This is a genomic window from Trinickia sp. EG282A (genome assembly GCF_040965455.1).
Classification (GTDB): Bacteria; Pseudomonadota; Gammaproteobacteria; order Burkholderiales; family Burkholderiaceae; genus Trinickia; species Trinickia symbiotica.
Window position 1 is genome coordinate 107,399 of the sequence record NZ_JBFRCC010000005.1, and the last position, 21,766, is coordinate 129,164.

Annotated in this window: 18 protein-coding genes; 16 read left to right on the top strand and 2 right to left on the bottom strand. The window is 62.0% G+C overall.

Annotated elements, in window-relative coordinates; translation table 11 throughout:
* Nucleotides 1–83 precede the first annotated feature (83 nt).
* From AB4Y31_RS23355 to AB4Y31_RS23370, 4 genes are all read left to right on the top strand, one after another.
* On the top strand, nt 84–1,724 hold the full coding sequence (locus tag AB4Y31_RS23355; RefSeq protein WP_368676042.1) for a DUF1302 domain-containing protein: 1,641 nt from the start codon (nt 84–86) through the stop codon (nt 1,722–1,724).
* A gap of 40 nt (nt 1,725–1,764) precedes the next feature.
* Nucleotides 1,765–3,126: a DUF1329 domain-containing protein gene (locus tag AB4Y31_RS23360; RefSeq protein WP_368676043.1), complete on the top strand. Its 1,362-nt coding sequence runs from the start codon at nt 1,765–1,767 to the stop codon at nt 3,124–3,126.
* 184 nt (nt 3,127–3,310) lie between these two features.
* The gene (locus tag AB4Y31_RS23365; RefSeq protein ID WP_368676578.1) at nt 3,311–4,366 is read left to right on the top strand and encodes a WD40/YVTN/BNR-like repeat-containing protein; all 1,056 of its coding nucleotides are present in this window, start codon (nt 3,311–3,313) and stop codon (nt 4,364–4,366) included.
* Between the two features lie 23 nt (nt 4,367–4,389).
* Entirely contained in the window at nt 4,390–6,861 is a 2,472-nt protein-coding gene (locus AB4Y31_RS23370) for an RND family transporter (RefSeq protein ID WP_368676044.1), read from the top strand.
* Between the two features lie 57 nt (nt 6,862–6,918).
* Here AB4Y31_RS23370 and AB4Y31_RS23375 read toward each other — a convergent pair whose 3' ends face one another.
* Nucleotides 6,919–7,701: an SDR family oxidoreductase gene (locus tag AB4Y31_RS23375; RefSeq protein ID WP_368676045.1), complete on the bottom strand. Its 783-nt coding sequence runs from the start codon at nt 7,699–7,701 to the stop codon at nt 6,919–6,921.
* A gap of 29 nt (nt 7,702–7,730) precedes the next feature.
* Nucleotides 7,731–8,741 (bottom strand): NAD(P)-dependent alcohol dehydrogenase, encoded by a 1,011-nt coding sequence (locus tag AB4Y31_RS23380; RefSeq protein ID WP_368676046.1) that lies wholly within the window; start codon nt 8,739–8,741, stop codon nt 7,731–7,733.
* 136 nt (nt 8,742–8,877) lie between these two features.
* Here AB4Y31_RS23380 and AB4Y31_RS23385 point away from each other — a divergent pair, with 136 nt between their 5' ends.
* From AB4Y31_RS23385 to AB4Y31_RS23440, 12 genes are all read left to right on the top strand, one after another.
* Nucleotides 8,878–9,627, top strand: a complete 750-nt coding sequence (locus AB4Y31_RS23385) for an electron transfer flavoprotein subunit beta/FixA family protein (protein ID WP_368676047.1) — start codon at nt 8,878–8,880, stop codon at nt 9,625–9,627.
* Between the two features lie 2 nt (nt 9,628–9,629).
* Nucleotides 9,630–10,562: an electron transfer flavoprotein subunit alpha/FixB family protein gene (locus tag AB4Y31_RS23390; RefSeq protein WP_368676048.1), complete on the top strand. Its 933-nt coding sequence runs from the start codon at nt 9,630–9,632 to the stop codon at nt 10,560–10,562.
* Between the two features lie 156 nt (nt 10,563–10,718).
* The gene (locus tag AB4Y31_RS23395) at nt 10,719–12,077 is read left to right on the top strand and encodes an SRPBCC family protein (RefSeq protein WP_102606967.1); all 1,359 of its coding nucleotides are present in this window, start codon (nt 10,719–10,721) and stop codon (nt 12,075–12,077) included.
* A complete protein-coding gene (locus AB4Y31_RS23400) occupies nt 12,077–13,786 on the top strand; it encodes an FAD-dependent oxidoreductase (RefSeq protein ID WP_368676049.1) in 1,710 nt (569 codons plus the stop codon). Before AB4Y31_RS23395 ends, AB4Y31_RS23400 begins: the two co-directional genes overlap by 1 nt.
* A 16-nt stretch (nt 13,787–13,802) precedes the next feature.
* The gene (locus AB4Y31_RS23405; RefSeq protein WP_368676050.1) at nt 13,803–14,789 is read left to right on the top strand and encodes a thiamine pyrophosphate-dependent dehydrogenase E1 component subunit alpha; all 987 of its coding nucleotides are present in this window, start codon (nt 13,803–13,805) and stop codon (nt 14,787–14,789) included.
* Nucleotides 14,786–15,778: an alpha-ketoacid dehydrogenase subunit beta gene (locus AB4Y31_RS23410; RefSeq protein WP_368676051.1), complete on the top strand. Its 993-nt coding sequence runs from the start codon at nt 14,786–14,788 to the stop codon at nt 15,776–15,778. The genes AB4Y31_RS23405 and AB4Y31_RS23410 overlap by 4 nt, the downstream gene beginning before the upstream one ends.
* 44 nt (nt 15,779–15,822) lie before the next feature.
* Nucleotides 15,823–16,053: a biotin/lipoyl-containing protein gene (locus tag AB4Y31_RS23415; RefSeq protein WP_102606963.1), complete on the top strand. Its 231-nt coding sequence runs from the start codon at nt 15,823–15,825 to the stop codon at nt 16,051–16,053.
* A 51-nt stretch (nt 16,054–16,104) separates the two neighbouring features.
* Nucleotides 16,105–16,920: a 2-oxo acid dehydrogenase subunit E2 gene (locus AB4Y31_RS23420; protein WP_368676052.1), complete on the top strand. Its 816-nt coding sequence runs from the start codon at nt 16,105–16,107 to the stop codon at nt 16,918–16,920.
* A gap of 293 nt (nt 16,921–17,213) precedes the next feature.
* Nucleotides 17,214–18,749, top strand: coding sequence for a class I adenylate-forming enzyme family protein (locus tag AB4Y31_RS23425; RefSeq protein WP_368676053.1), 1,536 nt, complete (start codon nt 17,214–17,216; stop codon nt 18,747–18,749).
* A gap of 44 nt (nt 18,750–18,793) precedes the next feature.
* Nucleotides 18,794–19,687 carry a crotonase/enoyl-CoA hydratase family protein gene (locus tag AB4Y31_RS23430; RefSeq protein ID WP_368676054.1) on the top strand — a complete coding sequence of 298 codons (894 nt, stop codon included), beginning with the start codon at nt 18,794–18,796 and terminating at the stop codon, nt 19,685–19,687.
* A gap of 48 nt (nt 19,688–19,735) precedes the next feature.
* A complete protein-coding gene (locus tag AB4Y31_RS23435) occupies nt 19,736–20,515 on the top strand; it encodes an enoyl-CoA hydratase/isomerase family protein (protein ID WP_368676055.1) in 780 nt (259 codons plus the stop codon).
* 43 nt (nt 20,516–20,558) lie between these two features.
* Nucleotides 20,559–21,764 carry an acyl-CoA dehydrogenase family protein gene (locus AB4Y31_RS23440; RefSeq protein ID WP_368676056.1) on the top strand — a complete coding sequence of 402 codons (1,206 nt, stop codon included), beginning with the start codon at nt 20,559–20,561 and terminating at the stop codon, nt 21,762–21,764.
* The last annotated feature ends 2 nt before the right edge of the window (nt 21,765–21,766 follow it).

Consider the following 21,766-nt stretch of genomic DNA (forward strand, 5'->3'; position numbering starts at 1 on the left):
GACGCACCGATTGAAACGCTTCGGTCAGATGCGCGGGAAAGAGAGTGACGCGTCCGAGTGGATTCCGAATCAGAGGAGACAAGATGAAATCGACTGTGAAAGGCGGCGTTGCGCTTAGGCGCAGCCTTGAAGCGATGCTGCTGGCTGGCCTGTGCGGGGGCTTCGCGAGCATGGCGCATGCGTTTACGATCACCACGCCGAATCCGGACATCCAGATGGACTTGGACACCACGCTGCGCGCGAACTACGGCGTGCGGCTGCAAGGACTGAATCCGACGATCGCGAACAACCCGGCCTACGACGAAGGCGATAACACCTTCAAGCGCTACCAGACCATGCTCGCGCGGCTCGACATCACGAGCGAATTCGACTTCAAGTACAAGGAAACGACCGGCTTCCGCTTCAGCATCGCGGGCTGGTATGACGCCGCGTATTCGGGCAAGGACAAGAGCGCGCCGGGCCTGCAGAATGTCGCGAACTATCCGGGGAACAACTACACCGGCTACATCAAGAAGTACTACATCGGGCCGTCTGCCGAAGTGCGCGATGCGTTCGGCTTCACCACCGTCAACGCGGGTCACGTGCCGGTCGACATCAAGGTAGGCCGTCTCGCGCAAATCTGGGGGCAGTCGCTCATCGGCAGTGTGGGCGGTGTGAACTCGGTCGCCGTGTCGCAGGCGCCGCAAAACCTGATCGCGGCGACGCAAAGCCCTGGTGCATCGCTGAAGGAATTGTCGCTGCCTACGGGGCAAGTGGCCGCCTCCGCCCAATTGACGAATAAGTTGCAGTTGAGCGGCTACTACTCATTCGAATGGCTGCCGGACCGGTATCCCGAAGGCGGCACCTATTTCGGTGGGTCGGATTCGATCAACTATGGTCCGCCAATCTCCGCGTACGCGGGGACCTTCCCGATCTTCAACCGCAAGGGACCGCAGGGCGACATAGGCGACATCGGTGTGGAGGCCAAATACCGCCTCGAAAAATTTTCGAGCACCGTTGAATTGACCTACCGACGGTTCACTTACAAGACGCCGTGGTTCGATCAGTTCAATCTGGCCAATTTCACCACCGAGGATATCTACGCGAACAAGGTCCAGCTGCTCGGCATCGGTGTGAACAGTCAGATTGCCGGCACGGCGGTCGGCGCGGAAGTCTCGTATCGCCGCAATACGCCTTTGTCGTCGGCCGGTAGCGGCTCGCCGGGTTCGCTCGAAGGGGCGCGTGGCGATACACTGCACGCGCTGCTCAATACGACGACCTACCTGGGCAAGTCGTTCCTTTGGAACGAGGCGCCGCTTGCGATGGAAATTGCTGCGGCGCACCTGATCAAGGTGACCTCCGGTGCGCAGAACTTCAACGCGCCGGGTTACTCCGCGGCATGCACGTCGGCGCCCGACGCGGTCGCGCTCGGTTGCGCGACGAGGAACTTCTATACGTTCGGTGTTTCGTTCACACCGCACTGGAATCAGGTGTTCCCCGGTGTGGATCTCGACCTGCCGCTCTTCGTACAATGGAACATTCATGGCAATACGCCGACTGTCGATGGCGGCAACCAGGGCAGCAACATCTACCAAGCGGGTCTGCAATTCACCATCCACAACAAGCACATCGTGAATTTCACCTACACCGGTTACACGAACTGGAAGCGCACGGCGACCAATGTCAACGGCGCGCCCTATTCGGATAAAGGCTGGTTCGGCATCACCTACCAGACCACGCTTTGAAGAAGAGCTGATCACCCGGGACTTCACAGGAAATTTGCAAATGAAGATAGCAAAGTTACTGACGGCTGCCTCGATCGCCGTCACCTATGGTTGCCATGTCTACGCGGCAGTATCGGCGGACGAAGCGGCGAAACTCGGCACTGAACTCACGGTTTTCGGCGCAGAGGCGGCGGGCAGCGCGGACGGCCAGATTCCGGCGTATACGGGCGGCATCACCCAGCCGCCCGCGGACTTCAAACCGAATAGCGGCAAATGGGCCGATCCGTTTGCCGGCGAGAAGCCGATTTTGACGATTACCGCTCAGAACTGGCAGCAGTACGCGGACAAGCTGAGCGAGTCGTCCAAGGAACTCTTCAAGCGCTATCCCGATTACAAGATGCTTGTCTATCCGACGCATCGCAGTGTGTCGTTTCCAGCCTGGTTCGGTGAGAATTGCAAGATCAATGCAGTCAAGGCGAAGCTGGCGGATGGCGGACAGGATATCGAGGACGCCTTTGGCTGCATTCCATTCCCGATCCCAAAGACGGGCGAGGAAGCGCTCTACAACTACATCATGCGGTTCGTTGGCACTAAGCATAAGAACTTCGTGAACACCTGGCTGATGGATAGTTCGGGCAATCCTGTGCTGACGGGCTCGTTCAAGAGCAGCCTTTATTTTCCGTACTACGATCCGGCACTGGGTCGGGATGGGTTCAAGAAAACGGACGGTGTCTGGTACCAGGTTCAGAATGACTACGCCGCACCCGCGCGCCTGAAGGGCGATACCACGCTCTTTTGGAACTACATGTCGAGTTCGCGCGACTGGCCGGGGTGGGAGTATGCGCCAGGTCAGCGGCGCACCCGCGTTGCCCCCGATCTTGCCTACGACACGCCCAATCCCGGCTACTCGGGCGTGATCACCATGGACGATATCCAGTTGATGTACGGCAAGCTGGATCGCTGGAAGGCCAAATTGCTGGGTACCCGGGAAATGTATATTCCGTATAACGGGTACAAGTGGGAATATGCCGTCCCGGACAAGGAAATGCTCACGCCGCATTTCCCGAACGCCAATCAGATCCGTTGGGAGCTGCATCGAGTCCGCGTGATCGAATTGACGCTCAAACCCGGCGCGCGGCATCTCTACAGCAAGAAGATCCTCTATACGGACGAGGATTTGGGCGGCGGCATGATGGACGCGTACGACCAGGCAGGCAAACTGTATCGAGGCGGATTCGAAGACACGGTACCGGCATATGACACGAAGATCCCATATTCGCTCGGCAACTGGTTCTTCGACTTCAACAGCGGCGTATATCTGCTGGGCAGTCATCCCTCGGACACGGCCGGTATCTTCTTCAATGTCGATTTTCCGAGCAGCTATTTCACGCCTGAACGGATGCAGTCCACCGGCATTCGTTGATTCAAATCGGCTCGACTGATTCCCTTTCAGTTGAGCGAGTCGTCGACAGCACGACCCACCACGGGCGATATGCAGCGGGTCTTTCCCGCTGCATACCGCCTGTGCTGAGATGGACGGCAGCTTTGCATGGGACCAGAGTCAGCCCTCAGGCTGACTTTGATCGACAGGAGACATGATGCGCCGAATGTATTTGAACGCGGCACTGCTCGCGCTCGCGCTAGCTGTCGCCGAGCCGTCGCTGGCGGCATTCGCCGATCCGATCGACACGCCGGCTGCGCCCAACCCGCGTGCGGGAAGGGCGCCTTTGCTTGCGGTTGCGCATGCCGGAAGCCGGCTGGTTGCTGTCGGCTTGCGTGGACTGATCGTCTTGTCCGATGACAACGGCGCGAGCTGGCGGCAAGCCCCAGCACCGGTGAGTTCCGACCTGGTGGCCGTGTACTTTGCGTCGCCAAACTCGGGCTGGGCGACGGGTCAGGACGGCATCGTATTGCATACGGCGGACGGCGGGGCATCCTGGGTCAAGCAACTCGACGGCAGATCGGCGGCTGCCCTGATGTTGGCCTACTACGAAAAGCAGGACCAGTCGAACCCCAAGATCGCCGCAGCACTCGAAGAAGCCAAACGCTTTGTCAATGACGGCCCCGGACGCCCCTTCCTTTCGGTTTGGTTCGACAACGAGCGCACCGGCTACATCATCGGGTCGTTCAACGTCATCTTTAGAACCGACGATGGCGGCGCGAGCTGGACACCCTGGTTCGACCACACCGAAAACGAACAGGATGCCCTGAACCTGCACGCGATACGCAGGATTGGCAGCACGCTGTATATCGTCGGCGAGCAGGGTCTCGTCATGCGCCTCGATGCGGCCGGGCAGCAGTTCGTGAAGCTCACCGTGCCTTACAAGGGCAGCTTTTTCGGCATCTTCGGTACGTCTGAGAACATGATTCTCTATGGCTTGCGCGGCAATGCGCTGCGCAGCGTCGACGGCGGGCAGACCTGGACGAAAGTTGGGATTCCTGACGAATCGAGTCTGCTCGGCGGCGTGCGGCTCGCTGACGGGCGGCTTGCTCTGCTCGGCCAGGACGGCCGCATCCTGATCAGTACGGACGGCGGCGCGAGCTTCAGCGCGGCGGATGTGCCGGGTCAGCCGTGGTCACTGTGGGACGGTACGAGCCTTGAGCGCGGCGGCTTGGTGGCCGTCGGCTCAGGTGGGGTGAAAAACATTGCTGTACTCAAGTGAACCGCGGGAGAGGGGAGCCCAAGATGGCCGGCAACAGCAGTGAGCAGATCAATTCGATGCCCGTAGTCCGGGACCTTGCCGCGTTCGACGCCAAGTCCGGCAATGCGCTCGAGCGGCTGGTTTTCAATCATCGGTTCGCGCTGATCCTATTGTGTGCCGTGCTCTCGGTGTTTTTTGGCTATAAGGTGGCGACCGGACTGCAGATCAACGCCAGCTTCGAAAAAATGATCCCGCAGTCCAGCCCGTATATCCGGAACTACGTGGCAAACAAGGGCGATTTGAAAGGGCTCGGCAATAGCCTGCGCATCGTGGTCGAGAACACGCGCGGAGACATTTACGATCCCGCCTATCTCGAGGCATTGAGGAAAATCAACGATACCGTTTTCCTGATGCCCGGGGTTGACCGGCCGTGGGTGAAGTCGATCTGGATGCCGGCCGTGCGCTGGAATATCGTGACTGAAAAAGGCTATGCGGGTGGCCCGGTCATGCCGTCGACGTACAACGGCTCGGCCGCGTCGATCGATGCGTTGCGAAGCAACGTCGCGCGTGCCGGCATCACCGGCTCTCTCGTCGCCAACGACCTCAAGTCGAGCATGATCGTGGTGCCGCTGCTCGAGCGGGACGCGGCGGGCCAGCCGATCAACTATGCACAGCTCTCGCACCTGCTCGACGACATGGTGCGCGCCCAGCAAAACGGCAACGTCCGCATCCACATAGTCGGCTTTGCGAAATTGATCGGCGACCTGATCGATGGCCTGAAGCAAGTGATGACCTACTTTGGCGTCGCGGCGGCTATTGCGCTTTGCGTGATCTTCTTCTATACGCGTTGCCCGCGCAGCACCTTTCTGGTGGTCGCCTGCTCGCTCGTCGCCGTGCTCTGGCAGCTTGGCATCGTGACGGCGCTGGGGCTTGTCATCGATCCGTACTCGGTCCTGGTGCCATTCCTGGTGTTTGCCATTGGTGTATCGCACGGCGCCCAGAAAATGAATGGCATCTTGCAGGATGTCGGGCGTGGCACGCATAAGTACGTAGCAGCACGCTACACCTTCCGGCGTCTCTTCCTCGCGGGCCTGACGGCACTGATGGCCGACATGGTGGGCTTTGCCGTGCTGACCATCATCGATATCCCGGTCATCAAGGACTTGGCGTTGACAGCCAGTATCGGCGTGGGTGTGCTCGTCTTCACGAATCTTCTGTTGTTGCCGGTGTTGCTCTCGTATTTTGGTGTGAGCCCGGCGGCCGCGCAGCGCACGCTGATCGAAGAGGCCGACGAGCAAGGCGGCCGCTCGCGTATCGCTGGACTGTGGACAGTACTGGATCGCTTCACCGAACGGCGTTGGGCTTTGGGGGCGGTTGTGGTGGCACTGTTGTTGGCGGGAGCAGGTTTCGCCGTCAGTGAGCGCTTGCAGATCGGCGATCTGGATGCGGGGGCGCCGGAACTGCGAGCCGATTCGCTTTACAACCGTGACAATGCGTTCATCAATGGCCATTACGGCCTGTCGAGCGATATGTTCGTGGTGATTGGCAAATCGTCGTTGACCAATTGCGATGCGGATCACTATCAGATGCTGGCGGACGTGGATCGCCTCGAGATGGCACTGCAAGATGTGCGTGGCGTACAAACCACGAGTTCGGCCGCATCGCTCACTCGGCTGATTACGTCCGGCGCTTACGAGGGCTACCCGAAGTGGTACACGATCAACCGGACGCCCGCGATCCTCAATCGCTCTCTCTTCCAGGTGCTGCTCGATCGCCCCGATCTCATCAGCCCGGCTTGTAACACCATGCCCGTCATCGCATACCTGACGGACCACAAGGCGGCGACGCTCAACCGGGTGCTCGACGCGGCGCAGCGTTTCGCGGATTCGCACAAGAACCCGACTCATCAGTTCCTGCTCGCCGCGGGCTCAGCGGGCATCGATGCGGCGACGAACATCGTCGTCAAGGAAGCGAATCAACGCATGTTGCTGCTGGTCTATGCTGCTGTCATCCTGCTTTGCTTGATCACGTTCCGTAGCTGGCGTGCCGCCGTCGTCGCACTGGTGCCGCTCGTCATTACATCGGTCATGTGCGAAGCACTGATGGTCATGCTGGGCATTGGCGTCAAGGTCGCGACATTGCCCGTCATTGCCCTGGGGGTTGGGATCGGCGTCGACTACGCACTCTACCTGTTGTCCGTGCAGCTCAACTATCAGCGTGCCGGATTGCCGTTGCGCGAGGCATACCGTCGAGCCGTGCAGTTCACCGGCAAGGTGGTGGCGCTGGTGGGCGTCACGCTGGCCGCGGGTGTCGTTACCTGGGCGTGGTCGCCCATCAAGTTCCAGGCAGACATGGGAATCTTGCTGACCTTCATGTTCGTCGGAAACATGATCGGTGCGCTGGTCCTGATCCCCTCGCTGTCGCACTTCTTGTTGCGGACTGCGTCGGCCAGGCCCGAACGGGCCGCGGTCGGAAACAGCATGGCGCTCGCCGCCGAGAAATCGAAGGGTGTTTAATCGACCTGTGCTAATGCGTTAAGGAAAGCACTTTGCTGTCGAGGCGGCGCGTCACAGCTACACGACCGACATCGAAAAGCTGAGAATCTCCGAGACGCCGCCGTCGACCATCAGCATGTGGCCGTTCATATAGGAGCTCGCTTCGGAGGCGAGGAATACGGCGGCGCCGCCGAGTTCCTCGGGGCGACCCCAGCGTCCGACGGAAATGTGCGAGCGGACGATTTCTTTCATCTGCGCATTCGAGGTGACGGGTTCAGCCATATCGGTCATGAAGTAGCCGGGGCAGATGCCATTGCAGAGGATGCCGTGGCGTCCGAGCTCCGCGCCGAGCGATTTGGTGAGACCCGCCAGCGCATGTTTGCTGGCCACATAGGCCTGTAATTTCTCGCGCCCAAGCACCGAGACGTACGAGCCCACATTGATGATGCGACCTCGCCCGCGTTCGATCATCGGCCCTGATATGGCCTGCGCGAGCAGGTAGGCTGCCGTGACGTTGATCTGCATGGTGCGTTGCCACATTTCGAGCGTGGAGTGCTGAAAATCGCTCCACTCGCAAATGCCTGCGTTGTTGAGCAACACATCGATGCGGCCGTGACGCGCGAGAACGTTGCGCACGCCGTTGCCGATCGCGGCTTGATCGGTCAGGTCGAAGGGCTCGATGTCGACGTTGCCGCCCGCCTTGCGGATCGACGCCTCGGCGGCTTCGAGATTGGCGCGTGAGCGTGCACAGAGGACGACCGTTGCGCCTGCGGATGACAGCGCGCTCGCCATCGCAAACCCAAGACCGCGTGATGCACCGGTGACGAGGGCGACTTGTCCTTCCAGTGAAAACATGTTCATGACTGCCTCTGCGAATTGTGAAAAGCCGCCTATCGGTGGCGAATGACGATCTTGCCGAAATGCTGCTGACTTTCGAGGTGGCGCAGCGCGGCTGGCACGTCGGCAAAGCCGTAGACGGAGTCGATGACTGGCCTGAGTTTGTGCAGGCCGATGGCGCGGTTCATGATCTCGAAGTCCTGGCGCGAGCCAACGCGAATTGTTGCAATGGACAATCCGCGCATGAAGAATCCGTCGCCGGGCGAGGGGGCGCCGCTCAGCATGCCCACCACGCTGATCCGCCCGCTGTCCCGCGCTGCAGCGACGGATTGCGCAAACGTCGCGGCGCCGCCCACCTCCACGACGAGGTCAACCCCCTGGCCTGCGGTGAGCGCGAGCACGGCTTCGTCCCATCGCGGCGTCTCGCGATAGTTGATCGTGGCGTCGGCGCCGAGTTCGACGAGGCGCTTCAACTTGGCATCACTCGACGATATGGCGATTACGCGCGCGCCAAAGAGACGCGCGAGTTGCAACGCGAAGATCGATACGCCACCCGTACCTTGTACGAGCACGGTCTGGCCGGGCAGCAACGGCGCATGCTGGCAAAGCGCATTCCACGCGGTGAGCGCCGCGCAAGGCAGGGTAGCGGCCTCCTCGTCGGAGAGATGGTCCGGCACGGCGACCAGTTCTTCCTCGCTCAGCACGACCTTCTCTCGAAGCATGCCTTCGACGATGGCGCCGCGGCCCAATGTGTCTGCATGCCGCGGACGCGCGCCGCCGTGCCAGTTCTCGGCAAAGTTGGCCATGACGCGGTCCCCTGGCCGGAAGCGCCGCACGTGTTCGCCAATGGCAAGCACGACGCCCGCGCCATCTGATGCCGGGATGAAGTTCGGCGCCATCCAGTCGCGGAACGCGCCGTTCATCAGCAGCAGCTCGCGGAAATTCAGCGAACTGGCATTCACCTGAACCAGCACCTGATGACCGCCGGGCGGCGGGGGATCGGGCTCCTCGCATAACGCGAGACCCGCAATGCCTGCGAACCGCTCGCATCGATAAAGCTTCACTGTTGCCTCCTTGGTGTTGACCGAGGGCGTCGAATCCTCTGGCGCGCGACACCTTCCTCTTTCTTGTCGTTGACAGCGGCAAAAAGATGAGTTCAGAATATCGAACATTGTTCAGTAAATCGTTCGGAGCGTCAAATTGAAGATACTGGTCGCGGTGAAGCGCGTCATTGACTACAACGTGAAACCTCGGGTGAAGTCCGACGGTTCGGGCGTCGATCTGGCCAACGTCAAAATGGCCATGAATCCCTTCGACGAGATTGCCGTGGAAGAGGCGGTGCGCTTGAAGGAAGCGGGGATGGCGAGTGAGGTCGTCGTGGTCTCCGCGGGAACGGCGCAATCGCAGGAAGTCTTGCGCACGGCACTCGCCATGGGGGCGGATCGCGCCGTGCTGGTGCAAAGCGAGGCAGAACTACAGCCGCTCGCCGTCGCCAAGCTGCTGGCCGCCGTGGCCGCGCGCGAAAACCCCCAACTGGTGCTGCTCGGCAAGCAGGCCATCGACAACGATGCCGGCCAGACCGGCCAGAAACTCGCCGCGCTGCTCGGCTGGCCCCAAGCGACATTTGCGTTCAAGGTGGCAGTGGACGGTCAGCAACTGGCCGTCACGCGTGAAATCGACGGCGGACTCGAGCGCGTCGCACTCGATCTGCCGGCCGTTGTCACGACGGATCTGCGCCTGAACAGTCCGCGCTATGTGACGCTGCCCAACATCATGAAAGCAAAGAAAAAGCCGATGGAGACGCTGAGCCCCGAGGCACTGGCTGTCGACGTCGCGCCTCGTCTGAAGGTTCTGGAAGTGACCGAACCGCCGGCGCGCAAGGGCGGCATGATGGTTCCGGACGTTGCAGCACTGATTGAAAAGCTTCGAAACGAAGCGAAGGTGATCTGATCATGACTATTCTCGTTATCGCGGAACACGACCAGGCAAGCCTCAGCCGCGCCACGTTGAGCGCGATTACGGCCGCGGACGCAGTGGGCGGCGACATTCACGTGCTGATAGCCGGCCACGGCGTATCGGCGGTGGTGGCGCAAGCCGCGAACATCGCCGGCGTCGCAGAGGTGCTCGTCGCGGATGCGCCCCACTATGCGCACGCGCTCCCGGAAAACCTGGCCTCGCTCGTCGTTTCGCTGGCCAGCGGCTATACGCACGTCATCGCCGCGTCCACGGCTGTGGGCAAGAACTTCATGCCGCGTGTGGCGGCGCTGCTCGATAGCGCGCAGATCTCCGATGTCGTCGCGATCAAAGCGGCCGATGTCTTCGTGCGGCCCATCTACGCCGGCAACGCGCTCGCGACGGTTCAATCCGCCGACGTAATCAAGGTCGTCACGATTCGCCCGACCGCTTTCGAGGCGGCGGCCACGGGCGCCGCGGCTGCGCCGTCACGGGCGGTTGCGCCCGCGCCGGCCTTCGATAGGGCCCGCTTCATCGGCCAGGAACTGACGAAGTCGAGCCGTCCGGAACTCTCGGCAGCCAGCATCGTGGTTTCGGGCGGCCGGGGAATGGGCAACGGCGAGAACTTCAAGCTGCTCGACGCGCTCGCGGACAAGCTCGGCGCTGCGGTCGGCGCGTCACGCGCGGCGGTGGACGCCGGCTTCGTGCCGAACGATTATCAGGTGGGTCAAACCGGCAAGATCGTCGCGCCGCAGTTGTATATCGCGGTGGGCATCTCCGGGGCCATTCAGCACCTCGCCGGCATGAAGGATTCGAAGGTCATTGTCGCGATCAACAAGGACAGCGAGGCGCCGATCTTTCAGGTAGCCGACTACGGACTCGCGGCCGACCTTTTCGAAGCCGTGCCGGCGCTGACCGCGGCGCTCGATTGACGTTCGCACGGATTGACATCGCTCCGAGGGGAAGCCTAGCATCTGAACGCCGTTCATGCAAATTGGACCGATAGTTGCATATTGGCCTCGATCGCGGTCAGCACATTACAAGTCGGAACTGGCGCCTACGCCGGCCATATCACGAAGGAGATATCAATGGGTAACAGAAGTCCCAACCCGGGGGAACATACGGTCCGCGTCGATTTTGTGCCGAAGGACAGTTACCTGTCGAAGTCTTTCCTCGAGCGGGAGAACGCGCGCCTGTGGCCGCGTGTGTGGCAAGTCGCCTGCCGTCTCGAGGAAATTCCGAACAACGGAGACTACGTCACCTTCGATGTGGCCGGCGAGTCGATCATCGTGGTACGCACGGCGGCGGATGAAATCAAGGCTTATTTCAACGTCTGCCAACATCGCGGTCGCCGTTTGACGAACGGCTGCGGCAAGGCCGCAAAGTTCCACTGCGCCTATCACGGCTGGCAGTGGAATCTCGACGGCAGCGTGGCGCGCGTGCTCGACCGCGACGACTGGGCCGGTTGCCCCGAGATGACCGATGGCGACTTGCGTCTCACGCCCGTCCTTGTGGACACATGGGGTGGCTTCGTGTTCATCAATATGGACCCCGGCGCCGAGCCGCTCGCGAAGTTTCTCGACCCGGTGCCCGAAATCACGAACTGCTTCGAGTTCGAGAAGATGCGTTACCGCTGGTACAAGTCGATTCGCCTGCCCTGCAACTGGAAGGTCGCGCTCGAAGCGTTCAATGAGGGCTATCACGTCGCGGCAACGCATCCGCAACTGCTCGACGTGGCGGGCGACGACGTGACGCGAAGCTTCGCCTATGGCCGCCATGGGATGTTCGGCTATTCGACGGCCACGCGCATGATCGGCGCGCCGTCGCCCCGGACGGGCAAGCCCATGCCGGAAGATGTGCGCCAGGGGCTCGTCAATTTTTTCCGGGTCATGGAGGAGACGCTGAAGGCCATCAACACTGCGCGTGACTACGAAGCGGCGAAGCGGTTGATGCACGAGATGTCGCCGTCGGGCAACCAGTTCGAAGTGCTGGCGAAAGCAATGGAATTCCAGCGTGAAGCGGCCATCGCCGAGGGCGCGGGCTGGCCCGAGATCTCTTTCGAGCAACTGGGCCGCGCGGGCGCGGACTGGCACGTCTTCCCGAACCTTGTCTTTCTCCCATACCCGGACGGTGCGCTCTTTTATCGCGCGCGGCCGGATGGCGACAATCCCGATTCATGCATCTACGACATATGGTCGCTGCAGCGCTTCGCGCCGGGCGCGGAGCCCCCGCTCGCGCGTGAGTTCTACTACGGCGTGGACGACTGGAAACAAAACGCGCTCGAAAACTTCGGGCTGATTCTGTGGCAGGACTTCCAGAACATGACGAACGTGCAGCAGGGTATGAAGTCGCGCGGCTTCAAGGGATCGCGCACGAATCCGCTGCAGGAAACGTCGGTGTCGAACTTCCATCGCGCGCTGCGCGAATTCATCGCGCAGGAGGAGTGATGTCGGCGACCTGGGACGCAACCTACGATTTCGTGGTGGTCGGCAGCGGCGGCGGTTCGATGTGTGCGGCGCTCGCCTGCAAGTCGGCCGGAAAAGAAGCGCTCATCATCGAGAAGCAGGCAAAGGTGGGCGGCTCGACCGGTTATTCCGGGGGTGTCTGGTGGCTGCCGAACAATCACGTAATGAAGCGGCACGGCGTGAGCGATTCGTATGAGCGCGCGCGTCAGTACTTCGATGCCGCGGTGACGTATCGAGGTCCGGGCACCTCCGAAGCGCGGCGTGAAGCATATTTGCGCACCGGCCCAATCATGGCCGAGTTTCTCGAACAGCACGGCATGCAGTTCGAATACGCCGATGGCTGGTCGGACTACTACGACACGCTGCCGGGCGGCGAACCGCGTGGCCGTTCTTTGCTGGCGAAGCTCTTCGACCTGAAAGAGCTGGGCGAGTGGGGGCCGCGCCTGTCGCGCTACAAAGGCCCGGCAATGCCGGCCAACTCGAACGAGTACCCGCAGCTCTTTCTCATGAAGCGCACCTGGGGGGGCAAGCGCAAGGCGATGCAACTGGGCGGGCGCATGCTCTATCAGAAGCTCACCGGCAAGGAGCTCGTCTCGAACGGCGCCGCGATTCAGGGGCGCATGCTGCAGATGGCGCTGCGCGCGAACGTGCCGATCTGGACAGACACGCCCGTACGCGAGCTCATCGTCGAGAACGGGCGAGTGACCGGCGTCATTGCCGTCCGCAGCGGCCGCGAATTGCGTGTGCGCGCGCGTGAGGGCGTGCTCCTCAACACGGGCGGCTTTTCGCGCAACGCAGAAATGCGGCGTAAATATCAGCCGCAACCGTCGTCGGCGGACTGGACGAATGCGAATCCCGGCGACACCGGCGAAATCCTGGAAGCCGCGATCGCTCTTGGCGGGGCGGTGGATTGCATGGAGGAAGCGTGGTGGGTCGTGACGTCGCTCGGATCCAACGAGGAGCTGCCGGAAGGCGCACGCGCGCCCGATGGCTCTCCGCTGCCGTTCATGCATCACCTCGATCTCTCGCTGCCGTTTTCGATCATGGTCGACCAAGACGGCAAGCGCTTTTGCGACGAAGCGGGCGCCTATATGGAAATCGGTCAACGCATGTACCAGCGCCACAAGGAGACGGGCAAGGCGGTGCCGGCGTGGGTCGTCATGGACAGCCGCCAGCGCAAGTACTACCCGTGGGGCACGGCGATGCCGGGCCAGGTTCCGCAGCAATGGCTCGACAGCGGCTACATGATCAAGGCCGACACCCTCGATGAACTCGCGGCGAAATGCAATATCGATCGTGCCGGTCTGCTTCAAACGGTCGATCGCTTCAACGGTTTCTGCAAGACCGGCGTTGATGAAGACTACGGCCGCGGCTCGCGAGCCTTCGACCGCTGTCATGGCGATCCGACGATCAAGCCGAACCCTAACCTCGGGCCGATCGAGGAGGGCCCCTTCTACGCCGTACGCATGTACCCCGGCGACGTCGGGACGGCAGGCGGCCTTGTGACCGACGAATTCGCGCGCGTGCTGAAAGAGGATGGTTCGCACATTCCGGGGTTGTACGCCACCGGTAACTGCACGGCGTCCGTGGTCGGACGGTGCTACCCCGGTGCCGGCAGCAGCATCGGCGCGTCGTTCGTGTTCGGTTACATCGCGGCGCTCCATGCGAGCGGCGCGCCCAAGATCTGGTGACACAGGAGAGTGACGAATGAATGCCTATCAGCCGCCCAGCAGCGAAGTCCTGGTCGACATTTACCGGCGGATGGCACTCATCAAGCAGAACGATGAGCGCTTTCGTGCCGTCATCAAGTCCGGCAAGCTCGTGATGCCGTATTACTCGCCGCGGGGTCAGGAAGTGATCCCTTCGGCGATGTCCGTGTGCCTCACCGACGACGACTACATTTGCACGATTTACCGCGGTGTTCACGACATGATCGCCAAAGGTGTGCCGCTCAAGCAACTCTGGGCCGAGCTCGGAGGGCGCGTGACGGGCACCTGCAAGGGCAAGGGCGGACCGATGCACGTGACCCATCCCGCCTCCGGCGTGATGGTTACCACCGGCATCGTGGGCAGTTCGATGCCGATTGCGAACGGTCTTGCGCTCGCGGCGCAAATTCGCGGCGAGCCGCGCGTGGCCGTGGCCTATTTCGGCGACGGTGCGTCGAATATCGGCGCCTTCCACGAATCGCTGAACATGGCCTCGATCTGGAAGCTGCCGGTGATTTTCGTGTGCCAGAACAACGGCTATGCCGAGCACACCAAATACGCCTACGGCACCGCCGTCTCCAATATCGGGCAGCGCGCCGTCGCATACCAGATGCCCGGCGTGACGGTGAACGGCAACGATCCGATCGCGATGCACAAGGCGGCGCGCGATGCAGTCGAGCGCGCGCGCAACGGTGGCGGTCCGACGCTCATCGAAGCGAACACGTTCCGCTTTCACGGCCACGTGTTCGGCGATGCAGACGCGTATATGGATAAGCACGAGAAGGCGGCCTGGATTGCCAAGGATCCCGTGCCGCTTTTCCGGCAGTGGCTCATTGACGCAGAGCACGCGACCGAAGCGCAACTGGCGGCGATCGAAGCGGATCACGAAGCGCAGATCGACGCCGCAGTCGAATTCACGCTGTCGAGCGAATATCCCGATGTTGCGGAGCTTCGGCGCGATATCTTCAAGGACGAGGTGCTCGCATGACCCAGATGCCCACCAACATCAACACCATCCAGGCCGTCAACTACGCGCTCGACGACGCCATGGCCGCGGACGCCAACGTCATCGTGCTCGGTGAAGACATCGCCGATGGCCAGGAAGGCGGCATCGTCGGCGTGACGAAGGGACTGTCGACAAAGTATGGGACGTCGCGCGTGCGTTCGACACCGATCTCGGAGCAGGCCATTATCGGTGCGGCGATCGGCGCGTCGATGGTCGGCATGCGTCCCGTGGCCGAAATCATGTTGATGAATTTTACGACCGTCGCGATGGACATGATCGTGAATCATGCCGCGAAACTGCGCTTCATGTCGGGCGGCCAGACGAACGTACCCATCGTCATTCGCACGATGACGGGCGCAGGTTTCGGCACTGGGGGGCAGCACGCGGATTACCTCGAGGCCTGGTTCGCGCATGTCGCCGGCATCAAGGTTGTCGCGCCGTCGAACCCGGCCGACGCCTATGGCCTGATGCTGTCGTGCATCCGGGACGACGATCCGTGTCTCTTCATCGAGAACATGCCGACCTACTGGAACCCGGGCAATGCGCCGGAGCGCGGCGTCGCGATTCCGCTCGGCAAGGCTAACGTGGTGCGCGCGGGCACGGACGTGACGGTGATCAGCTACAGCCGCCGCGTGCAGGAAGTCATGGCGACCGCCGAGGCGCTTGCGAACGAAGGCATCGCCTGCGAAGTGATCGATTTGCGCACCATCGCTCCTTTGGACACCGAAACGATCCTGACGTCGGTCGCGAAGACAGGGCGCGCCGTTGTCGTGCACGAGGCAGTCAAGCCGTTCGGTGTCGGTGCGGAAATCGCCTCGCGCATCTACGAAGCCCTTTTCCGCGAACTGAAGGCCCCCGTGCAGCGCGTGGGCGCACAGTTCTGCCCGGTGCCGTTCTCCAAGCCGCTCGAAGACGCCTTCGTTCCGGCCGTGGCGGACATCGAGGCGGCCGTGCGCGCCACGCTGAAATGAGCGCGGCATGCAGCCAACGTTTTCATCCTCAATAGGGCAAAGTCATGACCACACAAGTTCTGCTTCCGAAACTAGGCTTTTCGATGAACGAAGGAACGCTGGCTGAATGGCTGGCCGAAGACGGCGCAACCGTCAGCGAAGGGCAGATTCTCTATGCGCTCGAAAGCGATAAATCGATTCAGGAAGTCGAATCGCCGGCGTCGGGCACCCTGCGCATCGTTGCTCAGGTTGGCGAAGTGTATCCCGTCGGAACGCTGCTGGCGGAAATCGTCTGATTGGCCACGGGCCGTCATGCTAGTCAACCGTTGTTCGAAGGGACATCCGCGATGAGTGTCGATTCCATTGCCAACCGCCAGCAGGCCGATGCGAATGCCGGACCCGGTGAACCCGCACCTCCTGCAATCGGCGCGAATTTGCCCCCATGGCCGCAGGTCGATTTCGCCGAATATGGCGAGATCGAGGTCAAGCCAGTGTCGCGCATTCAAAAGCTGACCGGGGCTTTCCTGTCGCGCAACTGGCTGACGATTCCGCATGTCACCCACCACGACGACGCGGATATCACGGCGCTCGAAAGCTATCGCAAAGCGCGCAACGAGGCGAACGCGGCCGTGAAGCTTACGCCGCTCGTTTTCCTCATCAAGGCCGTCGTGCGCGCGTTGCGGGAGTTTCCGCAATTCAACGCGTCGCTCGACGGCAACGGCAAAAACCTCGTGCTGAAGAAGTACTTTCATATCGGCGTGGCGGTGGATACGCGCTTTGGATTGCTCGTGCCGGTCCTGCGCGATTGCGACAAGAAGCGTGTCGAAGAACTCGCGGCCGAACTCGCGGCGATTTCGCTGAAGGCGCGCGAAAAGGGGCTGTCGATGGCGGAAATGTCGGGCGGCTGCTTTTCGATCAGTTCGCTGGGGGGCTTCGGCGGTACCGGCTTTACGCCTATCGTCAATGCGCCGGAAGTGGCGATTCTCGGTGTGACCAAGACGCGGCTCGCGGCCGCGCCGGCGGAAGACGGCGGCGTCAGTTGGCGCAAGATGCTTCCTCTTTCGCTCAGCTATGACCATCGGGTCATCAACGGCGCGGACGCGGCGCGTTTCACCGCATTCATTGGAACCGCGCTGGCGGACCCGCAAGCGCTCGCAGGCTGAGGCGGTCCAACGCGCGGTGTGAAAAACACAACCACGAGATTGAGATGAAACGACCCCCACGCTCACTTTGTTCGCTGCCCCCCGAGGGGGCGCTCAGCCTCCTTGGGGCGGCGCGGCGGAGGCTGAGATGAAACGACCCCCACGCTCACTTTGTTCGCTGCCCCCCGAGGGGGCGCTCAGCCTCCTTGGGGCGGCCCGGCGGAGGCTGAGATGAAACGACCCCCACGCTCACTTTGTTCGCTGCCCCCCGAGGGGGCGCTCAGCCTCCTTGGGGCGGCCCGGCGGAGGCTGAGATGAGAACCCTTGGCGAGATGATCGAGCGAAACGCTCGCTTGCATACCGATCATACGGCGCTCGTGTACGGCGAGCGCCGTTTGACTCACGGTCAGCTGGCGGAACGGGCGCGCCGTTTTTCGGGGGCGCTCTACGGGCGTGGTCTGCGGCGCCAGGACCGGGTCGCGATCCTCGCGATGAATTGCGCGGAGTATTACGAGGCTTATCGCGCCTGCGAGTGGGCCGGCTTCATTCTTGCAACCGTCAATTTTCGGCTCGCGCCGGCGGAGATTCTTTACATCCTGAAGGATGCGGCGCCTAAAGCGATCGTCTTCGAGGCACAGTATGTCGATGTCGTGGACGGGCTGCGTTCGCAGCTTCCCGATATCGAGCAGTACATCTGCATCGGCGATGCCCCCCCGGATTGGGCCGTGGCGTTCGAGGCGGTGATGCAAGACGGCCCGGCGGAAGGGCCACCGATCCGCTCGAATCCGGAAGACTACGCATACCTCATGTACACGAGCGGGACCACTGGGCGTCCCAAGGGCGTCGTTCGTACGCACCATGCCATGTGCGTCACCGCGGAAAGCTGCGCGCTCGTAACCGAGTTCTCGGGCAAATCCCGCGTGCTGCAAACGACGCCCGCATTCCATGTTGGGGGCATCGGATTCGTCAACGCGGTGGCATGGATGGGCGGCACCACGGTCGTACATCGAGGCTTCGAGCCGAAGCAGATGCTCGAAACCATCGCGCAAGAGCGCATTACGTTCACTTTCATGGTCGCCGCCATGCTGCAGGCGGTGCTCGACGTGCCGGAGCTGTCGAGCTACGACGTATCGAGCGTCGAGAACATCGTGACGGCGGCGGCGCCCGTGCCGCCGCCGCTGCTTGCGCGCGGCATCGAGGTGCTCGGCCCCGTGTTTTCCGTGCAGTACGGCATGACCGAAAGCAACGCGTGCTGGCTGCCCGCACACGAGGTCAAGCCGCACGGCTCTCCGGACGAGGTGCGCCGCCTCGCTTCGGTGGGTCGGCCTTGTCCCGGCATCGAACTGCGCATCGTCGACGACCATGGCAACGATCTGCCGCAAGGCCAGACCGGCGAAGTCTGGCTGCGCTCGCAAACGCAGTTGAGCGGCTACTGGAACAACAGTGTCGCCACGGTGGAAGCGCTGCGCGACGGCTGGTACCGCTCGGGTGACATGGGCTACCAGGACAAAGACGGTTATATCTTCCTCGTCGACCGCAAGAAGGACATGATCATTTCCGGTGGCGAGAACATTTACAGCCGTGAAGTCGAGGATGCGCTGGGGCAGCACCCCGCGGTCGTCGACGTGGCCGTGATCGGCGTGCCGCACGAAAAGTGGGGCGAGTGCGTCAAGGCGGTCGTGGTGCTGCGCCGCGGCGAGCATGCGACTGAAGGCGAGCTGATCGAGTTCTGCCGCGAGCGCATTGCCAGCTACAAATGCCCGAAAACCATCGCTTTCGTCGATGAACTGCCGAGGCTGCCGACCGGCAAGATCAGCAAGGTGATGCTGCGCAAGCAGTTTGCCCAGTGAAGCGGCAATGCAATTGCCCTGGCGTTATTGAGAGAGAATCGATCATGGCCAAATGGCTCAAGAGTGCGGAGTGTGTGCAGTTCGAAGTGGCGGAGCGTATCGCGCGCATCACGCTGAATCGCCCCGACAAGCGCAACGCAATCAACAATCCGCTTCTGCAGGAACTCAAGGCGGCATTGCTCGAAGCCGACGATCTGAAGTCGGTCAACGTGATCGTGCTGTCGGGAGCGGGGCGAGACTTCTGCGCGGGCTACGATCTCGTGACGACGTATACGGATCGGGCGGCGGAAGCCGTCGATCCGGGTGACTATCGCGGCACGAGTCGCAGCTTCGACGACGACTGCTGGTCAATGGAGCGCCAAGCCGAAACGGTCAATCTGATGGCCGAAATTCACAAGCCGATCATCGCGCAGGTCCATGGCAATTGTCTTGCCGGCGGCACCGATCTCGCGCTCGCGTGCGATATGGTGATCGCCGCCGACGACGCGAGAATCGGCTTTCCCGCCACGCGCGCGAACGGGTCGCCGCCCGCGCAGATGTGGTTCTATCACGTCGGTCCGCAATGGGCGAAGCGTCTGCTGCTATCCGGTGACTCGCTCACGGGCCGCGATGCGGCGAAGATCGGTCTCGTCATGGACGCCGTGCCCGCCGAGCAACTGGAAGCGGAAGTGGGCGAGCTGGCGCGCCGGCTATCGTTTGTCGATGCCGACCTGCTGGCGGCGAACAAGCGCATCGTCAACCTCGGGCTCGAGCTGGCCGGTTCGCGCACGCTTCAGCGGCTTGCCGTGGAGAACGACGCGCGGGCGCACCAAAGTCAGGGGCCGCGCCGCGCGCAGTTCAAGGCCGATATGGAAGCGATGGGCCTCAAGGAAGCGCTCAAGCGCCGCGACGAGCCGTTCGGCGATGGCATGATCCGCCTGCACGCTCGCGGCAGCTGACCCGTCCGTCGATGCGACGAATCAAACCCCAATGTAGATCGGAACATCATGGACGTTGAACTCACGTTGAACGGCGCGGTCGCGACGCTGTGCCTGAACCGGCCCGAGAAGCTCAATGCACTGACGCCGGAGATGCTCGAGCTGATTCTCGGCCACCTTGATCGCATCGACCGTGATCCCGAGATTCGCGCGGTGATTCTCACCGGTGCGGGCCGCGCTTTTTGCGCCGGCGCCGACATCAAAGGCAGCGGGGCCGCGCCGCCGCCGATGAGCGTGACGCATGCGCGCGCTTCGATGGCCGTGTATCAGAAGATCGCGCTTCGGCTTTATAACCTCGACAAGCCGATGGTTGCGGCAGTGCGCGGCGTTGCTGTGGGAATCGCATGGAGCTTCGCGCTGTGCGCGGACCAGCTGATCGTTTCCGATACGGCGCAGTTCATTCCCGCATTCCTGATGCGCGCCACGTTGCCCGAAGGGGGCATGGTGCATCTGCTCGCGCGTCATTGCGGCGAATTCCGCGCCAAGGAAATCATGTATCTGAATCGCAAGCTGACCGGAAAGGAAGCGCTCGATATGGGCCTCGCAAGCCACCTTGTCGAAGACGAAAACCTCGATGTCGCTGCGCGAAAGCTGGCCGGCGAGCTCGCGGCGGGGCCGACCTTTTCGCTTGGCTTGACGAAGCAGCTGTTTCGGTTGAACACCGGCAATATGGAAAATTTTCTCGCACAAGAGCTGAACGCAGTCGCACTCGCCGTGAATTCGGAGGACGCGGCGGAAGGCAGGCTGGCTGCGAGAGAGAAGCGCGCACCGGCTTTCAAAGGTCGATGATAAGGCGGGTGCACCCGCGTGAAAAAGCTTCAGGAGCCAAGCCGTGCATTTTGAATTCAGTCAGGAAGACGAAGCGTTCCGTCAGGAAGTCAGACAGTTCTTCAAGGAACATGCGCCTGCCGACATTTCCCACCGGTGGCGTGTCGGCGTGCATCCCCCGGCGCGTGAGGATATCCGTCGGTGGCAACGCATTCTGTACGAACACGGCTGGGGCGCGCCGCATTGGCCGCTCGAGCATGGCGGCACCGGCTGGAGCGCGCTTCGCAAGCACATTTTCATGGAAGAGCTGTATAACGCCGACGCCATGGATTACGGCTGGCAGTCGACGCAGATGGTCGCGCCCGTCATCATCGCGTTTGGCTCGGATTGGCAGAAGCAGCGTTTTCTGCAGCCGATTTTGCGCGGCGACGAGTTCTGGTGCCAGGGCTTTTCCGAGCCGAACGCAGGCTCGGATCTGGCCGGCTTGAGGACCACGGCCGTCCTCGACGAAGAGGAGTACGTCGTCAACGGTCAGAAGATCTGGACCAGCGACGCCACGATCGCCGATTGGGGCTTCTTTCTCGTCAAGACCGATACGACAGTCAAGCCGCAGCGGGGCATTTCGTTTCTCCTCGTCAAGATGGACACGCCCGGCATCACCGTGCGCCCGATCGTCTCGATCGAGGGGGGCCGGGGCTTGAACGAGGTGTTCCTCGAGAACGTGCGTGTGCCGAAGTCCCATCTCGTCGGCGAGGCCGGCATGGGCTGGACGTATGCGAAGTACCTGCTCGAAAAGGAGCGCACGACCAGCGCATTCCTGTACTTCAACAAGCGCGAGCTGCAGCGCGCGAAGGATATCGCGGCCCAGGAAACGGTGGACGGTGTCCCGCTCATCGATACGCCTGAATTCGCGCGCAAGATCGCAGAGGTCGAGGCCGACCTGATGGCGCTCGAATGGTCCGTGCTACGTATCCTCGCCGAGGAAAAGAGCGAGCGCAATCTCGATGCCGTCGTCTCCGCGCTGAAGGTTTGCGGTTCCGAGATGCAACAGCGGGTGACGCAACTGCAAATCGACGCGCTCGGGCCGCGCGCCATGCGCTTTGACGATCACGGTGACGACGACGGCGGAGGCTTGCCTGTCGATCCCAACTGGCCGGACTACGTGGGCGGCCGAGCGTCGGGTTACCTCATCGCGCGCGCGTCCACGGTCTATGGCGGTACGCGCGAAGTGCAGAAGAACATCATTGCGAAGCTGGCATTCGGACTCTAGCC